This window comes from Vallitalea pronyensis, from assembly GCF_018141445.1.
In the GTDB taxonomy this organism is placed as follows: domain Bacteria; phylum Bacillota; class Clostridia; order Lachnospirales; family Vallitaleaceae; genus Vallitalea; species Vallitalea pronyensis.
The window spans coordinates 974,362-996,037 of record NZ_CP058649.1; the positions used below are offsets into that span (position 1 = coordinate 974,362).

Here is a 21,676-nt window from a genome sequence, read left to right on the forward strand (position 1 = left end):
CACAAATCCGTGATATTTAAATAATTGTTAGAAAACCTTATCCCATGGAAAAATAGCTTCCGTTAAAAAACTTAACATGTTTGACCGAAGGGAGTTTTAAGTTTTAGGAAGCTATTTTTCCAGGGGATATAGATTTTCTTCAATTATTTAACCTGAACAGATTTTTGATACCCCTTCACCTACGAATGTCTTGCACCACACCCAAATTAAAACAAAATATTATGTTTTATGTTCTTCTCCATTGCCTAACCCTCCAAAAATATGATAAAATATGAAAGATAAAAAAGATTAATCATGTTACTTTTACATAAATTACAAATCCCCCCAACACCACAAAGCGAGGTGATTCAAAATGACCCACACACAACAGCAATTACCCTTTACACACTTACACGTACATACTGAATACAGTCTCCTAGACGGATCAAGCAAAATAAAAGAATTAATTGCTATGACAAAAGACTTGGGCATGGATAGCATTGCCATTACAGACCATGGCGTCATGTATGGTGTCATTGATTTTTATAGAGAAGCAATTGCCAATGATATTAAACCCATTATAGGTTGTGAAGTCTACGTTGCAGCCAGGAAACGAACAGACAAGGACCCCCAACTGGACGCATCATCCTATCATTTGGTCTTACTAGCAGAAAACAATACGGGCTACCAAAACTTAATGAAGCTAGTATCCATAGGCTTTGTAGAAGGCTTTTATTATAAACCAAGAATCGACCTGGAACTATTGGAACAATATAATGAAGGTATCATTGCTTTAAGCGCATGCCTAGGTGGTCATGTACAAAATAAGATATTGACAGTCTCTTATGATAAAGCCAAAGAAGTAGCTCTCAATTACCAGCGTATTATGGGCGAAGGCAACTTTTTCTTAGAGCTGCAAGATCATGGCTATAAAGAGCAAAAGCAAGTCAATCAAGAACTTGTGCGTATGAGCAAGGAAACAGGTATTCCACTAGTGGCAACCAATGATATTCATTATACCTATAAAGAAGACCAAGCAGCACATGATATTCTCTTGTGTATTCAAACCAATAAAAAGGTCAATGACGAAGACCGTATGCGCTATAAAGGCGGACAATTCTATCTTAAATCACCAGATGAAATGTACGAGCTGTTCCCTTACGCTAAGGACGCTCTTAAGAATACATATGATATAGCACAACGTTGTCACGTGGATTTTGAATTTGGTGTAACCAAATTACCCAAATATGATATACCTGAAGGCTATGATGCCAGTTCTTATCTTAGAAAACTCTGTACAGAAGGATTGCATGCCCGTTATTCAGACCCAACAGACGACATAAAAGAACGCCTGGAATATGAACTGTCTGTTATTGAAGAAATGGGCTATGTGGATTATTTTCTCATTGTCTGGGATTTTATAAAATATGCCAAGGACCATGATATTATGGTTGGCCCAGGAAGAGGTTCAGCCGCAGGAAGTATTGTAGCCTATGCACTACGGATTACAGATATTGACCCGATTAAATACAACTTGATTTTTGAGCGATTCTTAAACCCAGATCGTGTCAGCATGCCAGATATCGATATTGACTTTTGCTATGAACGGCGTCAAGAAGTCATTGACTATGTGGTAGAAAAATACGGTGAGGAAAAAGTAGCTCAGATTATTACCTTTGGAACAATGGCAGCAAGAGCCGTTATAAGGGATGTAGGTAGAGCCCTTGACTTACCTTATGCTCAAGTGGATAAGGTAGCGAAGATGATACCTTTTGAGTTGGGCATCACCATTGGAAAGGCCCTTAAGATTAATCGTGAACTGGCCGACATCTATAACGAAGACGAGGAAACAAAATACTTATTGGACATGTCCATGCGTTTGGAGGGTCTTCCAAGGCATAGTTCTACCCATGCAGCAGGGGTTGTAATCTGTCAAGAACCTGTTATGGAATATGTACCTCTTAATGCTAACGATGGTGCTATCACCACCCAATTTACCATGACTACCCTAGAAGAATTAGGGCTTCTAAAAATGGATTTCTTAGGCCTTAGAACCCTAACTGTCATTCAAAATGCAGTAAAACTCATTAAACATAGAGGCATTGAGATTGATATCGACCACATGGATTATCATGATGCAGCTGTATATGAGCTGATTGGTTCCGGTAAAACAGAAGGTATATTCCAACTTGAGAGTGCAGGCATGAAGAATTTCATGAAAGAGTTGAAACCCAATTCTTTAGAAGACATCATTGCAGGGGTATCCTTATATCGACCAGGACCTATGGATTTCATTCCAAAATACATTAAAGGCAGGCATAGTCAGGGCAACATTGAATACACTTGCCCAGAGCTTGAGCCTATTTTGCAGCCTACTTATGGGTGTATTGTCTATCAGGAACAAGTGATGCAGATTGTTCGGGACCTAGCAGGCTATACCTTGGGGCGAAGTGATATATTACGTCGTGCCATGTCTAAGAAAAAAGCCAAGGTCATGGAAAAAGAAAGAAAGAATTTCATCTATGGCAATGAAGAAGAGCAGGTTATCGGATGTATTAACAATGGTATTAGTGAGAAAGTTGCCAACCAAATCTACGATGAAATGATCGATTTTGCTAAGTATGCCTTTAACAAATCCCACGCGGCTTGCTATGCGGTAGTGGCTTATCAGACTGCTTGGCTCAAAAAATATTATCCCGTTGAATTCATGGCGGCGCTCCTCACATCCGTCATGTATCACGGATCAAAAGTATCCGAATATATAGGTACCTGTAGGCATATGGACATTGCTTTATTGCCACCGGATGTTAATGAAGGTTACGCTAATTTCTCCGTATCAGACGGGAAAATACGTTATGGTTTAGCAGCCATTAAGAATGTTGGAAGAGGCGCCATTAAAGGTCTGGTAGCAGAACGTAAAGCCAATGGACCCTTTGAGAGTATAACAGATTTTTGTGAACGTCTGGGCAGTGAAATCAATAAGCGTATGTTAGAGAGTTTAATTAAAGCAGGAGCTTTTGATTCATTAAATGGCTCACGTAAACAGTACATGCATGCTTATAAAGCCATTATGGACAGCATCATGCAGACTAAAAAGCGAAGCATTGAAGGCCAGATTAATCTTTTTGACTTTGCATCATCAGAAGGTGAAGACCATACCTCCTTTGAAGAACAACTACCCGATGTAGGCGAGTTTCCTGAGGAAGCCTTGCTCACCCATGAAAAAGAGGTATTGGGTATCTACTTAAGTGGACATCCTCTTGATAAACACAAAGAAGCCATAGAAGAATTAACCAATGTGAGGAGCCTTGATTTTATTTATGATGAGGACGAGAGTTCGCCCAATAAGTTGTATGATGGTCAAGATGTAACCATTGGAGGTATGATTACCACCAAGACGATTAAAACAACCCGTAACAATAAGATGATGGCTTTTATATCATTGGAAGACTTATACGGTGTGGTAGAAATCATTATATTTCCTAATGATTATGAAAGAAACAAGGACGTTCTTACAGAAGATGCTAAGATTTTTATAAAAGGTAGAGTGAGCCTTGTGGAAGAACAAGACTCAAAGATTATTCTACAGAAACTCATACCCTTTGATAGAATTAACCAGAGCCTTTATCTAAAAGTAAAAGACTTTGAAACCTATCAAATGTTAGAAAGCAAGCTGGTAAAACAACTTGATGCATATAAAGGCTCAAATCAAGTTATCATATACTTAGAAAAAGAAAAAACAGCAAAACAATGGGATATCACATCTGGTGTCCTTATAGAGAAGGTTCTATTGGATGAATTAAAATTGATTTTAGGTGAAGAATGTGTTAAGGTTAAAAGAACATTAGGACATAAACAAAGATAGAAATGAACACATACGTCGATAGGACCATTGTAAATGACCATATAAAATAATGAAAACTCAAATACATGTTACATGGAGGTAAAGAAATGACAAAAGAGATTAATACAATTGGCGTACTAACCAGTGGTGGCGATGCACCAGGAATGAATGCAGCTATTCGCTCCGTTGTAAGAGCTGCTTTGGCAAAAGGGATGAAAGTCGTAGGCATTAATAGAGGATACAATGGTTTGATATCAGGTGATATTCATGAAATGACCTCAAAGAGTGTATCCGATATTATTCAAAGAGGTGGAACAATCCTGCATACAGCACGTTGTTTAGAGTTCATGGAGCCACAAGGACAACAACGTGGTGCAGATATGTGCAAAGTGTTTGGCATTGATGGACTGGTTGTCATTGGTGGTGACGGATCATTTAAAGGTGCAGAAAAATTAGCTAACCTTGGCATCAACACCATTGGTTTACCAGGAACCATTGATCTTGATATTGCTTGCACAGATTATACCATTGGTTTTGATACAGCTGTTAATACAGCAATGGAAGCCATTGATAAAATCAGAGATACATCCACATCCCATGAAAGATGTTCCATTGTAGAGGTCATGGGTAGAGATGCCGGTTACATTGCTTTATGGACAGGCATAGCTAACGGTGCTGAGGCGGTACTCTTACCAGAAAAAGAAAACATGTCCACGGAAGCATTAATCCGTATGATTATTGAAAATAGAAACAAAGGAAAACGTCATAACCTGATTATTAACGCAGAAGGTTCCAATCTAGATTCTGTTAAACTGGCTAAGAAAATAGAAGAAGTAACAGGTATATCAACAAGAGCCACTATCCTTGGCCATTTACAAAGAGGTGGCAGTCCAACAGCAGTGGACCGTATGCATGCATCCATGATGGGCGCTTTTGCAGTTGATTTACTTGCTGAAGGTAAAAGTAACCGGGTTGTAGCCTATAAAGACGGACAGTATGTGGATTATGATATTAATGAAGCATTGGATATGAAAAAATCAATGAGTGATTTACGCTATGAAGTAAGTCGTGTTTTATCCATCTAATCCGATTAACGAAACATTGCTATTCATTTCAGAATAATTATGAATCCATAGCAAATACTATAACCAGTGTATATGTTAATCCAATAGATGGCGCTTAATTGATCAACTGTTAACATCAAAAAAATAAATCATGCATAGAATAATGATATGTATGGGAATGATTGATGATAGCATAGAATTCTCTTAAACAATAATGAAAAAGCAAAGGAGAGATGAAGATGAACAGTTGGGTATGTATGGTTTGTGGTTATGTCTATGTGCCAGAAGAAGGAGACCCAGAAAATGGTGTAGAACCAGGAACAGCATTTGAGGATATTCCAGATACATGGGTATGCCCTTTATGTGGCGTAGGAAAAGACCAATTTGAAGAAGAATAAAGCTGTTATTGGGCTATCTCGTTTTATAAAAAATGAGATAGCCTTTTTGTTCTCTTGTAGGCACAACAGTAGACGGGTAATGAAGATTATGTATTAGATACTGGGCTTATTCATATTTCATAAGGATGCTTTATCAAAAAGTGAAAAGGGTGTAGGCAATAGGGTATAAGAAGTAAAAATAGTACATGAATTATCAAGAATTTATAGGAAAAATATATTGACATATAAGGCCAATTGTTGTACATTTAATGTAACGGATTACATGATGACTAAACCATGATAAAGATAGTAATTAACTATCTAAAATGTAAACAATTACAACCATAAGGAGGTTCGTATGCCAACGATTCAGGAAGTGGCTAAGATGGCAGGTGTATCCGTAGCAACGGTATCAAGAGTCCTCAATCATAGTGAGGCAGTATCCAGTGCTACAAGGGATAAGGTGCAAGCTGTTATTAACCAATTAAACTATCAACCCAATCTATTAGGTCGAAATCTGAGACGGTCAGAAACAAGAATGATTCTTGTATTACTACAGAATATAGCCAACTCTTTTTATTCCAAAGTAGTGAAAGGAATGGAAGATGTGGCACATGATCATGATTATCATGTATTAATATGTAATACAAATACAGATGTCTTGTTAGAAAATGTATACTTGGATTTCTTAAAAAATAAATTGGTGGATGGTGTTATTTTCACATCACCTGCCATGGATAAAGATGCATTTAATCAACTGGCTAAGCGCTACCCTGTTGTGTTATGTAATGAGTATAAGCCAGGCATTGAAGCCCCTGTTATTACCATTGATAATGAGGCAGCAGGATATGAAGCAGCCAATCACTTAATTAGATTAGGACATAAGAAGATAGGTATGATATCGGTCAATGCAGTAGGTTCATCCAATGCTCGTATTCAAGGTTATAAATGTGCTCTAACGGAGGCAGGCCTTGAAGTTAATGAAGCATACATTGTCAATCAGACATTTTCTTATAAAGGCGGTATGCGAGGTATCAAATGTTTATTTGATTTGCAAGAACCTCCAACAGCAGTGTTCTGTATATCCGATATTATAGCAGTTGGCGCCATTAAGGAGTTAAAGCGTAAAGGATTAAGTGTACCACAGGATGTAGCTGTTATCGGCTTTGACAATAACAGTATCGCACCCATGTACGAACCATCCATTACAACCATTGCTCAGCCTCGATACGATATCGGCAGAAAAGCAATGGAAGTTATGTTGCAGCGGATTCAAGGGGTAGGCGATCAGCATGCCATTACAACGATGGAACATGAATTGATTATTCGTCATTCAACATTGCCTTCCCGTTAATAAAGTACATAATTAAATAAATGCATAGGAGGATTTTACAAATGAGCGAAAAATTAAAAGCAGGTATTATTGGTTGTGGAGGAATAGCTAACGGTAAACATATGCCAAGTGTAGCTAAAGTAGACCATGTGGAAATGGTAGCGTTCTGTGATTTAGTTGAAGAGCGTGCAGTGGAAGCTTCTGAACAATATGGGGCTGAGACATCCAAGGTCTATACAGACTATAAGAAAATGTTAGCCAATCATAACTTAGATGTAGTTTATGTGTGTACACCAAATAAATCACACAGCTTTATTACCATTGATGCTCTTGAAGCTGGTTGCCATGTTATGTGTGAAAAACCAATGGCTAAAACTGCTGCAGAAGGGGAAGCTATGATTGAGGCTGCAAAAAGAACAGGGAAGAAATTAACCATAGGTTACCAAAATCGTTTTAGAGCAGACTCCACTTACCTAAAAAGAGCATGTGAACGAGGTGACCTTGGTGAGGTATACTACGCAAAAGCACATGCTATTAGAAGAAGAGCCGTACCAACTTGGGGTGTTTTCCTTAATGAAGAAGAGCAAGGTGGCGGACCATTAATTGATATCGGTACACATGCCCTTGACTTAACGTTATGGTGTATGAATAATTATAAACCCGTTCGTGTCGTTGGCGCTTCCTACAAAAAATTAGGTGAGCAAAGGGAAACAGGTAATGCATGGGGTGATTGGAATCAAGATGAATTTACCGTTGAAGATTCTGCATTTGGATTCATAACCATGGACAATGGTGCGTCTATTGTCTTAGAATCCAGCTGGGCACTTAACTCATTAGACGTTGACGAAGCGAAGACAACCTTATGTGGTACACAAGCTGGTGCGGATATGAAAGACGGTCTCCGTATAAATGGTGTGGAATTTAATAAACTATACACAAAGAAACCTGAATTAGGTGCAGGTGGTGTTGCTTTCTATGATGGTGAAACCATGAGTGCTGCTGACATTGAAGCAAAAAGTTTTATTGATTGCATATTAAACGATACAGAACCTGTGGTAAAACCAGAAGAAGCCCTAGTGGTCACCCAAATATTAGAAGCTATTTATAAGTCCGCAGAATTAGGAAAAGAAGTTACATTATAAAAGCATACTTGCAACATATATGAAAGGGAGTTCATAACGATGAAATTAGGCGTCTTTACACCATTATTAAGCGATAAACCTTTAGACGAAGCCTTAGCTTTATTAAGTGATTTAGGTGTTACCATGGTAGAATTAGGTGCAGGCGGGTATCCAGGTCATGCCCATGCCAATCCAGATATACTCTTACATGATGACCAACAACTTAGTAAATTTAAACAGACATTAAACACATATAACATGGGTATCAGTGCATTAAGTTGTCATGGTAATGCTGTACATCCTGATAAAGAAGTAGCAGAAGCGTTCCACCAAGCTTTTGAGAAAACGGTCTTATTAGCTGAGAAGTTAGGCATCCATCAGATTAATACTTTTTCAGGATGTCCAGGTGGATCAAAAGATGATAAAACACCCAACTGGGTCACTTGCCCATGGCCAGAAGACTATACACATGTCTTGGAATATCAATGGACAGAAGTGCTCATACCTTATTGGAAAAAGGCTACTACCTTTGCAAAAGCCCATGGTGTGGATAAGATAGCATTAGAAATGCATCCAGGCTTCTGTGTGTATAATCCCTATACCTTATTAAAGCTTCGTGACGCCGTTGGTCCAGAAATTGGAGCCAATTTTGATCCAAGTCACCTTATTTGGCAAGGGATTAATCCAGTAGCAGCTATTCGAGAATTAAAAGATGCCATATTCCACTTCCATGCAAAAGATACCAAAATTGACGGACTTAATTGTGGGGTTAATGGCGTATTAGATGTGAGGCATTATGATAACGAGCTTGAACGTTCATGGGTATTCAGAACCGTTGGGTATGGAAATGACTATGAGACATGGAAAGAGATTATCAGTACATTACGTATGATTGACTATGATTATGTGGTAAGCATTGAACATGAGGACTCACTCATGTCTGTTAATGAAGGCTTAACCAAGGCGGTCAACTTCCTAAAAGAAGTGATGATATTTGAAGAAAGTGGCGATATGTTTTGGGCGTAGCTCAGTATATCCTATGACATTAGAGATGGAGATGAATAGACAATGTTAAGAGTTGGGATTGTAGGCTGTGGAAATATTTTTCCAATGCACGGTTATCCTGTGGATAAATTACAAGATACAGAGCTGGTTGCAGTCTGTGATATCAAAGAAGATAGAGCAAAGAAACGTGCAGAAGAACTAGGATGCGGTTATTATACCGATTACGAAGAAATGATTGACCAAGAGAATTTAGATGTGGTTCATATATGTACACCTCACTATATGCACGCACCTGTAGCGATCTATGCAGCCAAAAATAAAGCGCATGTACTCACAGAAAAACCCATGTCAATCAAATTAGAAGATGCCAAAGAAATGATCGATGTGGCAAAAGCTAATCATGTCACATTAGGTGTCATCTTTCAGAACAGATATAATCAAGGTTCTAAGCTCATTAAAGAAACCTTAGAATCCGGTCAACTGGGCAAAATTATCTCTGGTAAGCTATCCGTTACTTGGGACCGGTCCGATGAGTACTATACCAGAAGTGACTGGAAAGGCACATGGGAAAAAGAAGGTGGCGGAGTTGTCATTGATCAAGCCATTCATACCATGGATCTTATGCGCTGGTTCATAGACAGTGAAATCGAATATGTGGATGCTAATATTAGCAATAGAGCTCATGAAATCATTGAAGTGGAAGACTCAGCTGAGGGTGTAATTAAATATAAGAATGGTGTGGTAGCAGGTTTCTATGCCATCAATTATTATGGTTATGATGCACCCGTTGAGATAGAACTTTATTGCGAAAAGGGTATTGCGAAGATGGTTGCAGATAAAGGTATTGTGACATTTAAAAATGGTAAAACCATCACAGCAGATGCTGATCCCCACGAAGTATTTAATTATGGTGATGTAAAATCCTATTGGGGTGTAAGCCATGTTAAACAAATAGAAAATTATTATGACAGTCTTAGAAAAGGTAAACAACCGGATATCACCGGTGAAGAAGCCTATAAGACACAAAAAATGATCTGTGCCATCTATGATGGTGGAAAATCCAAAGAACGTATTGTTTTTTAGGATAGCATACACGTTTATATGACAGCATGAAAAAGACTATTTCAACCCAATGAAATAGTCTTTTTTTGCTTTTTTCAACTAAAAAATGTCAATAAACCCAACAATTGTCAAAGTAATTTTGAAATAAATGGTTTAATATAGTAACATAATAGTGCTTGGTGGTGAATAAGCATGGCATATATAGAATCTTTAGGGAAACCAGTTCGATCCGTCATAAGAAACATAGAACGACACGCTTATCATTGGGACGAGGCCATAACAATCATAAAAGTGCTAAAAGGTATCATCCGTATTAAAATAAGGGGGAAAGAATATAGATTAGTCAAAGAAGATTTTGTCATTATTAATATCGGTGAAGTGCATCATATTGAAGCTGTTTCAAAACCAAATCTGGTTTCAGTTACGTCTATGGATGCCTCCTATTGTCAACAGGTTATTCATGATTGTGATGTGATTCTCATTCAATGCAATTCTGCGAAATACAGAGATCAATTTCCATCTAAATATGAAAAAGTCAATATGTATATTGATGAACTCTTATATCATATGGCACGATCCAACAATGATATCAATAAAGAAATCCATGTGTGTATCATACGTTTGCTGGAATATCTTGTTGATTATTTTGATTTTATTAGTATGGGTATACACCCTAAGAAGTTCAGCGAACGGATTATTAAACGTAATCGAATGATTTATAGAGATGTTTTCCTAGGGGATTCACCTCAAAAAAAACTATCCCTAAAAGAAATTGCACAACATTTCGATGTCAGTTATATGCATTTAAGAAAAGATGTCATTGAACGTTATGGTTGTGGCTATAAGGCTCTAAAATTTAATGCCATGATGGAAAGTGCAGTAAAACTGTTAATGACGACGGATTATACAATAACCCATATAGGTTATGTCACTGGTTTTTCTGATCCTAAATACCTAATAAAATACTTTAAAGAATACTATCAATGCACCCCATCAGCATTTCGCCGAACTTACGGCAAAGGTAAAAATAGGTGCATTCATTATGAAGAATACCCACTACATGCACATTATATCAAAAAGGAATAATGAGGGGCATAAGATGACAACGTAAAAGCAGCTAATCAATATTGCATGAAGATGAAGGCTAAAGGAGAGATTTATAATTGAAACTTAAGACACGTTTGATTTTTTTGAACTTAGGTATAACAACACTCATAATAGGGATTATTATCAGTATTTTATTGGTTAACACTTATTCCGATGTCCAAGAGAAAAATAAAAACAACATTCGCTTGCAGACAGCCAACATTGCTAATGAAATGGAAGCTATTCTGGACGATGCTACTCATGATGCTAAAGGTATCGCTGACTTATTAAAAAACATGAAACGTGGTGGAGCAACTGATCGTCAGATGGTGAATACGATTTTAAAAGAGGCATTAGAAGAAAATGAGAATTATCTCTACACATGGGTGGTTTTTGAACCTAACGCTTTTGATGGACAAGATGCCAGCTCTCGAAATAAACCTGGTAGTGATGGGACAGGAAGATTTTTACCAGCATGGGGAAGAAGTGGGAATGAGCTTATCCTTGAACCATTACCTGATGTGGAAGAACAAGTGTATTATAAGGAACCTAAAGCGTTAAAGAGCAGCTACATAACTGAACCTGCAACCTATGAATTAAATGGGGAAGAGGTTACAACCATTACCTTTTGTGAACCCATTATTATTGATGATAAATTCTATGGTGTAGCAGGGGTGGATATATCCCTTAAGAAGCTTACAGATATCAACAAAAGTGTCCATTTATTTGATAATGGTTTTGGCCGTTTAGTCAATAACAAGGGCATTGTACTAGCCCACCAAGACGAAACACGCGTGAATAAGATGGGCAGTGAAATTAAAAATGATCAACGTGTTAATTATCTTGAACGTATTGAAAAAGGACAGCAGTTTGAAGAAATTGCTTGGTCAGAGAGTTTAGGAAAAGATGCTTATAAATTCTTTACACCTATCCAGTTTGAAAACAGTTCACTAAAATGGACATACACCATCATCGTACCTGTCAATGAGCTTATGGCGAAAACAAACCGTTTATTCGTTATATTAGTTATCATTGCCATAATAGGTACTTTGCTCATAGGCATCAGTTTATATTATAATAGTCGATATGCTGTATCGGCAGTTGTCACCTTATCCAATATGATTGTAAAATTATCTACATATGATTTAACAACGGATGACAATAAAAAGATTAAGAAATTAGGGGGACACCGTGACGAGATTGGTCAAATGACGAAAGCGACTGTCACCATGCAGAATAATTTTATTAATCTTATAAAACATGTACAAGATGTCATCGGTCAAGTATCTGCTTCATCACAACAATTAAACGCCACAACCCAACAGGCTGCCAATAGTTCAGAAGAAGTGGCAAGAACCATTACAGAACTAGCCAGTGGCGCTATGGACCAAGCCAGAGAGACTGAAATTGGTTCCGGTAAGATTGGTGAATTAGGAGAACTCATCAAAGATAATCAAGAACAGATGAAAAACGTTAACGATACAACCAATGATGCCATTAAGCTAATAGATGAAGGTCTACTGGTCATTGAAGACCTAACGGCAAAAACAAAAGATAGCGGCGAGGCAGCAAAAGATATCTTTGCCATGATTAAGAAAACAGATGAAAGTTCAGCTAAAATAGGGCAAGCCAGTCAAGTCATTGCTTCTATTGCCGAGCAAACCAATCTTTTGGCTTTAAATGCAGCCATAGAAGCGGCACGTGCAGGAGAAGCAGGAAAAGGATTCGCTGTGGTAGCTGATGAAATTAGACTGTTAGCGGAGCAATCAACCAGCTCCACAAAAGATATTGATGATGTGGTTACAGAACTAAAAACCAACTCAAATCATGCGGTCATGCGCATGAAAGAAGTTAGCGAGATTGTACAGAAACAAGTAGAAAGTGTAGACGTTACAGATAATAAATACCGTGATATAGCTAAATCCATCAAACATGCAGAGCATGCCATTGGTATAATGAATACCTCTGTAGCAGATATGGAATTAAAAAAATCCAATATCCTTGATATTATACAGTCCCTATCAGCCATAGCAGAAGAAAATGCGGCAGGGTCCGAAGAAGCATCTGCATCAACCCAAGAGCAATCTGCTACCATTCAACAAATAGCTGATGCTAGTGATTATTTATCTCAACAAGCTCAATCTCTGCAAGAAGCCATATCTAAATTTAAAATCAAATAGATGGGATATGTATGTAAATGAACGAGGTCATACACATAAAAAAGAGCTATTTTCAACCATTTGAAAATAGCCTTTTTACATATATAATCGTTCATAATTGAGCACCAACCAATAGATTCTATTGATGGCCAAAACTTCCTTTAAGAGGCAAGTATTAACCCTTCATTGTCTAATATCTATAGATCCACACCTTTGGATAATAGCATGGATGAACTAATGTATAGGATTGCACCTGTAACACAACTATAGATAAGGGATGCAAAAGATACGGTACTGGTAATACCAACATTATTTGATGTTTGCCATGCATCCACATTACCAAGAATTTGTATTTGAATATAAATCAAAATAAATTGGATAATACTGTAGAAGATAAAGCTGACAATACCTCCAAATTTAATATTAGCTAATAGTGTCTTTCTAATGGTAATGGCTAAGTACGCCGTAACGATTAACGTAAACCAGCTAACCGTAAGGGATACAATAATCATAACCATATCACCAACAGAAGGCAATTTAGTAAATGCTATGAATAAATCAAGAAGCATTTTGGCTTCCCCAGATAAGTCATTGAGATAGAGGGTATAGACTAAATGGTAATTAATATACATTAGGCCAATAAAAAAACCTACAGCAACGGCTGCTTCAATTAAACTCACTAATAGCTTAGAGCCAATAATTTTAAAAGCATTATTAGGTGTTAAGAACAGCATATAACCTGGTTTTTTATACAGGTCAGATGAATACATAATAATACTATCGACAAATAGCATGATTAAACCACCAAAACCTAATAAAAAGATTAAAAATACGGAAAAACCAAGTGCGGCACCACCTCTATAGATGGTATAAACGATAACAAGCTCTACGGCTACGGCAACGATAAGGGCAATGAACATCAGATTCACTTTTTTAAGTAATTCATATTTGATTAGTTTAAACATTATGCATATACCTCCTTATACAGTTCCACAATGGATTTGCCTTGCTCTTCTCGAACTTTTTCGGCCTCACCTGTGAGAACAATTTCGCCATCTTTTAGAAGAATAACATTGTCTAAGATTTTTTCCATTTCATCCACAAGATGACTTGAAATAAGGATGGTGTTACCCTCATTAGCACATTGTACAATGGCATTAAGAATCTTCTCCCTAGCAACCAAATCAATACCATTAAGCGGTTCATCTAACATAAACAGCTTGGCTTTTCTAGCAAGTGTTACAGCGATTTTTAACTTAGCAGCCATACCAGATGAGAGTGATGATACTTTAAGGTGTGGTTCCAATTGCATATACTTCAGCAATTCATCAAATCGATTTCCATCAAAATCCTCAAAGAAATCGGTAAAATAAGCGCGAACAGTTTTAATCTTCATATAGGGATAGATAAAATTATCAGTGGACATGTAGGCAGCTAATTTCTTCGTTTCAATGCCAATAAGCTGACCATCAATGCGAAGTTCACCAGAAGTTGGATGTAATAGCCCAGCAGCCATTTTCATAAATGTTGTTTTACCACTTCCATTAGGACCTAGAAAACCGTATATTTTTCCTGTTTCAAGTGCCATGGAAACATCCTTTATTGCTTTTTTTGATAAGTAACCTTTACATAGTTTTTTTGCTTCAAGTAACATTTATTGCCCCTCACTTTCCTTTAAAATAATATCAATGAGCATAGCCTTAGTGTAACCTAATTCGGTCATGCCTTCAATAAAATGATGAATAAGTTCATCAGCGATTTCATTACGAATGACTTGAATCTTCTCAGTAGACTTAGTAACAAAAGTTCCTAAACCTCTTTTACTATACGTGATACCTTCTCTTTCCATTTCCTTATAGATTCTTCCAGAAGTATTAGGATTTATACTATATTTTAGTGCTAATTCTCGTGTAGAAGGTAATTTTTCTCCTGGTTTAAGTTTACCCGTAATGATGTCTTTCTTAATCAATTGTATAATTTGAATATAGATCGGAACGCTGTTATCAAATTCCACATATTCACCTCCAAATAAATGCATGAATTAGTGAACTAGTTAAATAGTACACTAATGCTATTGTGTTGTCAAGTAAAAATTTAAAATTTATACCATTATTTTTTTAGGAAAGAATTGGAGGAAAAAGGTTTATAAAAAAAGGTTTATGACACTTAAACAAGAATACTATACTATGAAGATATTTTGTATCATAGCATATAAATAAAAGAAAAGAAGGTGACTATATGCGTATTAACACAATTTTACAGAAAGTAGACGATTTACATACCATATCCGTGGATGATACAGTGGGGCATGCGCTTTCTATTATCGAAGACAAAGGATTATTATCGTTACCGGTTGTTGAGAAAAGAACGTTCATTGGCATATTATCCAGACAATTTGTATACGAATCCTATTTCAAAGAAGATGGGGGCTCTAAAGAAGTATTTCTCAATCGACAAGTCCGCGAATTTATGCGAACCACCGTACCCTCTGTCCATGATGATCTGCTAGTGGAAGAAGCTGCTTCCATGTTTTTTGAACATAATAAATTACGGTTTATACCCGTTGTTAATGAGCAAGAGGAATTCATCGGTATTGTGACGAAGAAAGCGATTATCAATCGATTTCAGGCAATATACGGTATGCATGAGCCAAGGTTAGTCATCTATATCTATGATTTCAAAGGTAAGCTAGCCAAGATTACAGATATCATTGCTCGAGCTGGAGGCAATATTAAAAACATCGTTCAAGCAGATACAGAAGTACTCGGTTTACAAGAAATAACCATGCGGATACAATCCAACGATATTAAAAAGGTTGTTAAGAGCTTGAATAGTCACGGTTTTGATGTAAGAGAATTTAGTGACGTATAATGAAACGCAAGTAAGCATGATGCATCTATAAAGTAATTATATCTTCTCCAACAGGTAGATTTAGTAAAGATGAGATATATATACGTTGAAATTAGAATAATCTTAGCATATATAAGGGGACTGTCTTATGAGACAGCCCCCTGAAATTTGTACAACTAAAATGATGCTATTTTGAACCACTTAGCAAAGAATAGCTTTACCAAACTTTTCTCCATATGCAAAAGCATCCTGAAAATCTTCTTCAGATGGATTAAAGCGTATCTTTAGACCTTCTACGGGCATCTTAAGACGCAATTGCTTAAGACGACCTTCTATATTACCAACAGCTTCACCGCTCCAACCATAGGAACCGAAAGCACCAGCTATCTTACCTTTATGAATCACAGCATTAAGTGAGGTGAGAATATCCCAGATAGGTGGTAATACATCGGATACGATGGTTGGTGAACCTAGGAGCAGTCCTTTAGCAAGAGAAATCTCTTTCATGACGTCTGCCTTATCACTTTCTACTAAGTCAAAGAGAATCACATCAATACCCTCATGAACACCAACACCTTCTGCAATACGTTCAGCTATTTTCTTAGTATAGCCATAAGCAGAGACATATGCAATAACAACACTTGGCTTTTCACGTTTTACTTCAGTAGCCCATGTTTTATAAAGACCAATATAACGATCAATATCTTCACGAAGTACTGGTCCATGACCTGGACAAATGGTATCAAAATTCAACCCTTTGATTTTGTCGAGTGCTTCCAAAACATAAGGTTTAAATGGACCCATGATCATATCAAAGTAATACTTATAACTATCAATGAAATCCCCTTCAATCCTATCGTTGAACACTTTATCATCACAGTAATGACAACCAAAGGAATCACATGTAATCAGCGCAGCATCTTCTTTAATATAAGAGTACATGGTATCTGGCCAATGAAGAAACGGCGCCATGATAAACTGTACCCTTTTATCCCCTAAGTCCAAAGAACAACCTGCTTTAGCAACCATGGATTTAAAAGGTCCATTGATGATATCCTTCAAAAACTTGATGGCAGTCCCTGTTCCAACCACGGTTATATCCGGATTAAGTTCTAATAATCTTGCCACAGACCCAACATGATCAGGTTCCGTATGATTCACAACCAAATAGTCAATATCATCTACACTGCCAACTTCATGAAGACGCTCTAAAAACTCATCAAAAAAACGATCTTTTACCGTCTCAAATAACACATTTTTCTCTGACCCTTTAACAAAATAAGCATTATACGTGGTACCATAATCCGTATACATCACCACATCAAAAACACGAATATCATAATCAAGGGCGCCAACCCAATAAATTCCTTTCTTAACTTCTTTCGCTTTTGTCATATCTTTTAACTCCTTTCATCTTATGTAGCTTTATTAAACCATGTATTTTTAGTATTATATCCAAAAGTTATAGGTAAGCATATAATATGGTTATATATTTTGAAAAAGTAAAAATACCATACTGCATTATCTATCCTATGACTATTTTGTGTATAACATAAATAAATTGATAATTAATATCATTATCAAGAGGTTATCATAGGTTGTTTAGAAAGTCAATATGGGTGGGGAGGGGTTGGTAGTAATATGTAGGGTAGTTGAGAATGTTAATGTGGGTGGGTCCGTAAATACTAACGCTCTAATAGTTGTTGGTGGCTAGAGGTTTGGTAAGGTCTTATAGGTAATACTATTCCTTTCCGTTAAACGTCCTGTTTAAAGGAAAGGCGCTCCGCCGTCCGTGGCTGCGCTCATCGTATTACCTATAAGACCTTACGCCATATTGACGTTAATATTAGAGTGTTAGTATTTACTACTCTCTTGGGGAAATTTAGCATTATAGGTTTTTAAGTGCTGAGAATAATCTTGTACATTATGAAGGCAAGCACATAAGGTATATGTATGGTATTAAACCATTTGAATAAATACTAATAGACTATACAAAAAATCTACATCATTTAAAACGAACAGCACATATAATGTCAATATTCTAGCAAATAGAGCTTGATATTTGCTTTCTTACAACCTTTAGTCTCATGATCACACCACTTGCCTCAACAATTAGCCCAGTATCTGGATGGGTCTTAAAAATCCGTGACTTTTAAATCATCCATAGAAAATCTTAGGGAATGGAAGCATGATATCCGTTAAAAAACTTAAGTGTTTGACCGTAGGGAGTTTTAAGTTTTAGGATATCATGTTTCCATTCCCTTAGTTTTTCTTAGGATGATTTAACCAGAACGGATTTTTAAGACCCATCCAGATACGGATGTCTTGCTAACAACCCACAAACAAACCAAACAACATAATAAAAATCATCCCAACCCTATGCTAAGACCTTAACCATCACTCACTGACAAAAAACTACTTTAACACAGTTCTAACCAATTGACACCATTACACACAAAAATATCTTTGTCCCCATCTAATATTATGGTATAATGGATTAAATTAAGAGCTTACTACGAGAAAGCCCTTAAAATAATGCCTATTGTTTACAATAATTGGGAAAGATAATTCTATATAAGCTAGTCCACTGGCACCATGTTATAAGAGATTGTGTTCTAATCATCATCAACTATATGCAACACAAAAGACATACATAATCTAGCGTATAGAAAAATAAGCACGAATATACAGTTGACGAAACGATGTTACGGAGGATGAGGGAATGAATGAGAAAGGGAAGTGGACAATAAGATTTCATCTAAAACCCACTCAGATACTTGTTTTAGGGTTTTTGTTTCTTATCATATTAGGTACCATATTATTAAATCTGCCTATTGCAACCAATGAACATAAAAGCATTGGATTAATCGATGCATTATTTACTGCAACTTCCGCAGTATGTGTTACAGGACTAGTTGTGGTCAATACACTGGACTTTTGGAGTCCATTTGGAAAAGTCGTCATACTCATACTCATTCAAATAGGTGGATTAGGTTTTATGACTTTTGCAACCATGTTTTTTATCATGATGGGACGAAAAATACGATTAAAAGAACGCTTAATTATTCAAGAAGCGCTTAATCAATATACTTTATCTGGTATGGTACGTCTAACCAAGAATGTGGTCCTTGGCACACTCCTTATTGAAGGAATAGGAGCTATTTTATTAGCCATACGCTTTGTACCTCAACATGGACTGGAAGGTGTTTTTATGGCCATATTCCATTCTATTTCAGCATTTTGTAATGCGGGCTTTGACATTGTTGGGGACAGTAGTTTAACCCCTTATGTTGGCGATGTCATTATCAATATAACCGTTATCCTATTAATTGTCTTAGGCGGCCTTGGTTTTACCGTATGGATCGATGTGCTCCGTGTGATGAAAGACAAATTTGCCAATAAGTATGGCTGGAAACGTACATTTAAGAAATTTACCCTCCATACGAAAATTGTTATGGTCCTGACATTTTCTTTTATTGTCATCGGTTTTGTATTATTTTTCTTATTGGAATCTGGCAATCCCAATACCCTTGGACCCCTATCCATAAAGGACAAGGTGTTAGGGTCGTTGTTCCAGTCCATCACACCTCGTACAGCAGGTTTTAATACCATGCCATTAGATCAGATGAATCATGCTTCCAAGTTTTTAACCATCCTCTTTATGTTTGTTGGAGGATCACCAGCTGGTACAGCAGGTGGTGTTAAGACGGTTACTGTAGGTGTTATCATCCTATCTGTTCTATCGGTCATTCGTGGTAAAGAGCAAACAGAAGCTTATGACCGCTCTATACCAGAGAACATTATAAAAAGAGCTCTAGCTGTTGTAACCATTGGTATAGCTGTTGTCATTTCTGTAACCATGATTTTGTCGGTAACAGAAATAGGAACAAGCTTCATGAATATTTTCTTTGAATCCGTATCAGCCTTTGCCACCGTTGGTCTTACATTAGGTATCACAGGCAGCTTAACAACAATAGGTAAAATCATTATCTGTATTACCATGTTTATTGGTCGATTAGGACCTGTCACCATGGCACTTGCTTTCTCCATGAGAGGCAAATCAAAAACAAGTATAAAAAAACCAGAAGAAAAAGTAATGGTTGGATAGATAAAGATTGTGAAAGGAAGGGTATGAACATGGCAAGAAGAAGAGATTTTGTAGTATTTGGTTTAGGAAAATTTGGTCGAAGTGTGGCCCAAACATTAAGTATGAATGGGTGTGACGTTTTAGCTATTGATAAAAATGAAGAAACAATACAAGATATAGCAGCCTCAGTAACCCATGCTGTACAAGCAGATGTAACAGATATGGACGCTTTGATAGCCCTTGGTGTTCGAAACTTTGATGCAGCCATTATAGCCATATCTAACGATATGCAATCCAGTATTATGGCAACCATCCTAGTAAAAGAATTGGGCATACCATTTATTCTCGCAAAAGCATCCAATGATATTCATAAAAAAGTATTGGAAAAAGTAGGCGCAGACAAAGTCGTCTTCCCAGAACGAGAAATAGGTGTACGGATTGCCAACAATCTCATTTCTGATAACTTTGTGGATTACATTGAACTATCGGAAGACTACAGCATCGTAGAAGTATCCATCCTCGATGAATGGATAGGCAAGAGCTTAAAAGACATTGATATGCGTGTGAAATATGGTATCAACGTTATGGCCATTCGCCAACAAGACGATAGTATCACCATCACACCAGGGAATGTTACCCTAAAAGAAGGTGATGTCTTAGTGGTTATCGGCAGCAATACAGACCTTAAGAAAATTAATATTGTAAAAGATTAGGTAAATCATATGATTACAAGTATACAAAACCCAAAAGTGAAGAAAATTGCACAACTATTAAAACAATCCAAAGCAAGAAAAAAAGAAGGTCTCTTCGTGGTAGAAGGCAAAAAAATGGTCAACGAGATACCAGCAGACCAACTAAAGGAAATCCTTATATCCGAAAGCTTCTTAGCTAAAGAAGAAACGTATATACAGCAAGCAAAAGAAAAGCAAATCTCCCTTGAAATAGTTACCGACAGCATCATCAAACACTTAACGGATGCTGTCACCCCCCAAGGGATTATCGGCCTAGTAAAAATGACGTCAACAACCTTGGACAAACTCCTAACAGATAACCCTTTAATCATTATCTTAGAAAATATCCAAGACCCAGGCAACCTAGGTACCATTATTCGGACGGCTGACGCCGCAGGAGCAAGCGGCATCCTATTATCCACAGGCTGCGTAGACCTCTACAATCCCAAAGTAGTCCGCTCCACCATGGGTTCCCTCTTTCGCGTACCTATCCTCAAAGACCGAAACATAGCCAACGACATCACCTACCTCCAATCTCAAGACATCCACATCCTAGCCACCCACCTCCAAGGCAGCCAAAACATCTACACCTGTGACCTCACCAAAGGACTTGGCATCCTCGTCGGCAACGAAGGCAACGGACTAACAGACCAAACCACAGCACTAGCCAATCAATGCATCCTCATCCCCATGATCGGTAACGCAGAATCCCTCAACGCCGGAATCGCCACCAGCATCATCATCTACGAAACCCTCAGACAAAGAAAGTTCTCAACATAAGAAAACAAAACGACTTCAATAAAAGAATACGCAAATATATAAGATAGCCAGTCTACCCGACAACGCTATCTTTTCCTATGCTATATGGATTACCCTCTATAAAACTCAAGAACAATCAAATCAAAACCAATCAACCCTACCAAGTCAACAACAAACACAAACCACCTGCCCACGAAGCGGTTTCACTCCCTTCGACTT

The 21,676-nt window shown here is 37.2% G+C and carries 17 protein-coding genes; 13 read left to right on the top strand and 4 right to left on the bottom strand.

Annotation, left to right across the window (positions count from 1 at the left end):
- Positions 1–352 precede the first annotated feature (352 nt).
- From HZI73_RS04090 to HZI73_RS04130, 9 genes are all read left to right on the top strand, one after another.
- Positions 353–3,844 carry a DNA polymerase III subunit alpha gene (locus HZI73_RS04090; protein WP_212696991.1) on the top strand — a complete coding sequence of 1,164 codons (3,492 nt, stop codon included), beginning with the start codon at positions 353–355 and terminating at the stop codon, positions 3,842–3,844.
- 86 nt (positions 3,845–3,930) lie between these two features.
- Positions 3,931–4,908: a 6-phosphofructokinase gene (gene pfkA, locus HZI73_RS04095; RefSeq protein WP_212696992.1), complete on the top strand. Its 978-nt coding sequence runs from the start codon at positions 3,931–3,933 to the stop codon at positions 4,906–4,908.
- A gap of 218 nt (positions 4,909–5,126) precedes the next feature.
- A complete protein-coding gene (rd, locus tag HZI73_RS04100) occupies positions 5,127–5,285 on the top strand; it encodes a rubredoxin (protein ID WP_212696993.1) in 159 nt (52 codons plus the stop codon).
- Positions 5,286–5,622: 337 nt separating this feature from the next.
- A complete protein-coding gene (locus HZI73_RS04105) occupies positions 5,623–6,618 on the top strand; it encodes a LacI family DNA-binding transcriptional regulator (RefSeq protein ID WP_212696994.1) in 996 nt (331 codons plus the stop codon).
- Between the two features lie 41 nt (positions 6,619–6,659).
- Entirely contained in the window at positions 6,660–7,739 is a 1,080-nt protein-coding gene (locus tag HZI73_RS04110; protein ID WP_212696995.1) for a Gfo/Idh/MocA family protein, read from the top strand.
- Between the two features lie 39 nt (positions 7,740–7,778).
- Positions 7,779–8,744: a sugar phosphate isomerase/epimerase family protein gene (locus tag HZI73_RS04115; RefSeq protein ID WP_212696996.1), complete on the top strand. Its 966-nt coding sequence runs from the start codon at positions 7,779–7,781 to the stop codon at positions 8,742–8,744.
- Between the two features lie 42 nt (positions 8,745–8,786).
- A complete protein-coding gene (locus HZI73_RS04120; protein WP_212696997.1) occupies positions 8,787–9,806 on the top strand; it encodes a Gfo/Idh/MocA family protein in 1,020 nt (339 codons plus the stop codon).
- 171 nt (positions 9,807–9,977) lie between these two features.
- A complete protein-coding gene (locus HZI73_RS04125) occupies positions 9,978–10,871 on the top strand; it encodes a helix-turn-helix domain-containing protein (protein WP_212696998.1) in 894 nt (297 codons plus the stop codon).
- 77 nt (positions 10,872–10,948) lie between these two features.
- Positions 10,949–13,051, top strand: a complete 2,103-nt coding sequence (locus HZI73_RS04130; protein ID WP_212696999.1) for a methyl-accepting chemotaxis protein — start codon at positions 10,949–10,951, stop codon at positions 13,049–13,051.
- 176 nt (positions 13,052–13,227) lie between these two features.
- Here HZI73_RS04130 and HZI73_RS04135 read toward each other — a convergent pair whose 3' ends face one another.
- Genes HZI73_RS04135 through HZI73_RS04145 form a run of 3 tightly spaced genes read right to left on the bottom strand, consistent with a single transcriptional unit; the run spans position 13,228 to position 15,044 of the window.
- Positions 13,228–13,995, bottom strand: a complete 768-nt coding sequence (locus HZI73_RS04135) for a hypothetical protein (RefSeq protein ID WP_212697000.1) — start codon at positions 13,993–13,995, stop codon at positions 13,228–13,230.
- The gene (locus HZI73_RS04140) at positions 13,995–14,684 is read right to left on the bottom strand and encodes an ABC transporter ATP-binding protein (RefSeq protein WP_212697001.1); all 690 of its coding nucleotides are present in this window, start codon (positions 14,682–14,684) and stop codon (positions 13,995–13,997) included. The genes HZI73_RS04135 and HZI73_RS04140 overlap by 1 nt, the downstream gene beginning before the upstream one ends.
- Positions 14,685–15,044 carry a GntR family transcriptional regulator gene (locus HZI73_RS04145; RefSeq protein ID WP_212697002.1) on the bottom strand — a complete coding sequence of 120 codons (360 nt, stop codon included), beginning with the start codon at positions 15,042–15,044 and terminating at the stop codon, positions 14,685–14,687. It lies immediately after the preceding gene.
- Between the two features lie 224 nt (positions 15,045–15,268).
- Between HZI73_RS04145 and HZI73_RS04150 the strand changes: the two genes are divergently transcribed.
- Positions 15,269–15,901, top strand: a complete 633-nt coding sequence (locus tag HZI73_RS04150) for a CBS domain-containing protein (protein WP_212697003.1) — start codon at positions 15,269–15,271, stop codon at positions 15,899–15,901.
- A 180-nt stretch (positions 15,902–16,081) separates the two neighbouring features.
- Here the strand turns inward: HZI73_RS04150 and HZI73_RS04155 are convergent, their stop codons facing one another.
- The gene (locus HZI73_RS04155) at positions 16,082–17,275 is read right to left on the bottom strand and encodes an FprA family A-type flavoprotein (protein WP_212697004.1); all 1,194 of its coding nucleotides are present in this window, start codon (positions 17,273–17,275) and stop codon (positions 16,082–16,084) included.
- 1,327 nt (positions 17,276–18,602) lie between these two features.
- Between HZI73_RS04155 and HZI73_RS04160 the strand changes: the two genes are divergently transcribed.
- From HZI73_RS04160 to HZI73_RS04170, 3 genes are read left to right on the top strand one after another with little or no spacing between them, the layout of a single operon-like run.
- On the top strand, positions 18,603–19,988 hold the full coding sequence (locus HZI73_RS04160; RefSeq protein ID WP_212697005.1) for a TrkH family potassium uptake protein: 1,386 nt from the start codon (positions 18,603–18,605) through the stop codon (positions 19,986–19,988).
- A 29-nt stretch (positions 19,989–20,017) separates the two neighbouring features.
- Positions 20,018–20,680, top strand: coding sequence for a potassium channel family protein (locus tag HZI73_RS04165; RefSeq protein ID WP_246552352.1), 663 nt, complete (start codon positions 20,018–20,020; stop codon positions 20,678–20,680).
- Positions 20,681–20,689: 9 nt separating this feature from the next.
- Complete coding sequence (locus HZI73_RS04170) at positions 20,690–21,478, top strand: TrmH family RNA methyltransferase (RefSeq protein ID WP_212697007.1); 789 nt, start codon at positions 20,690–20,692, stop codon at positions 21,476–21,478.
- Positions 21,479–21,676: the final 198 nt, after the last annotated feature.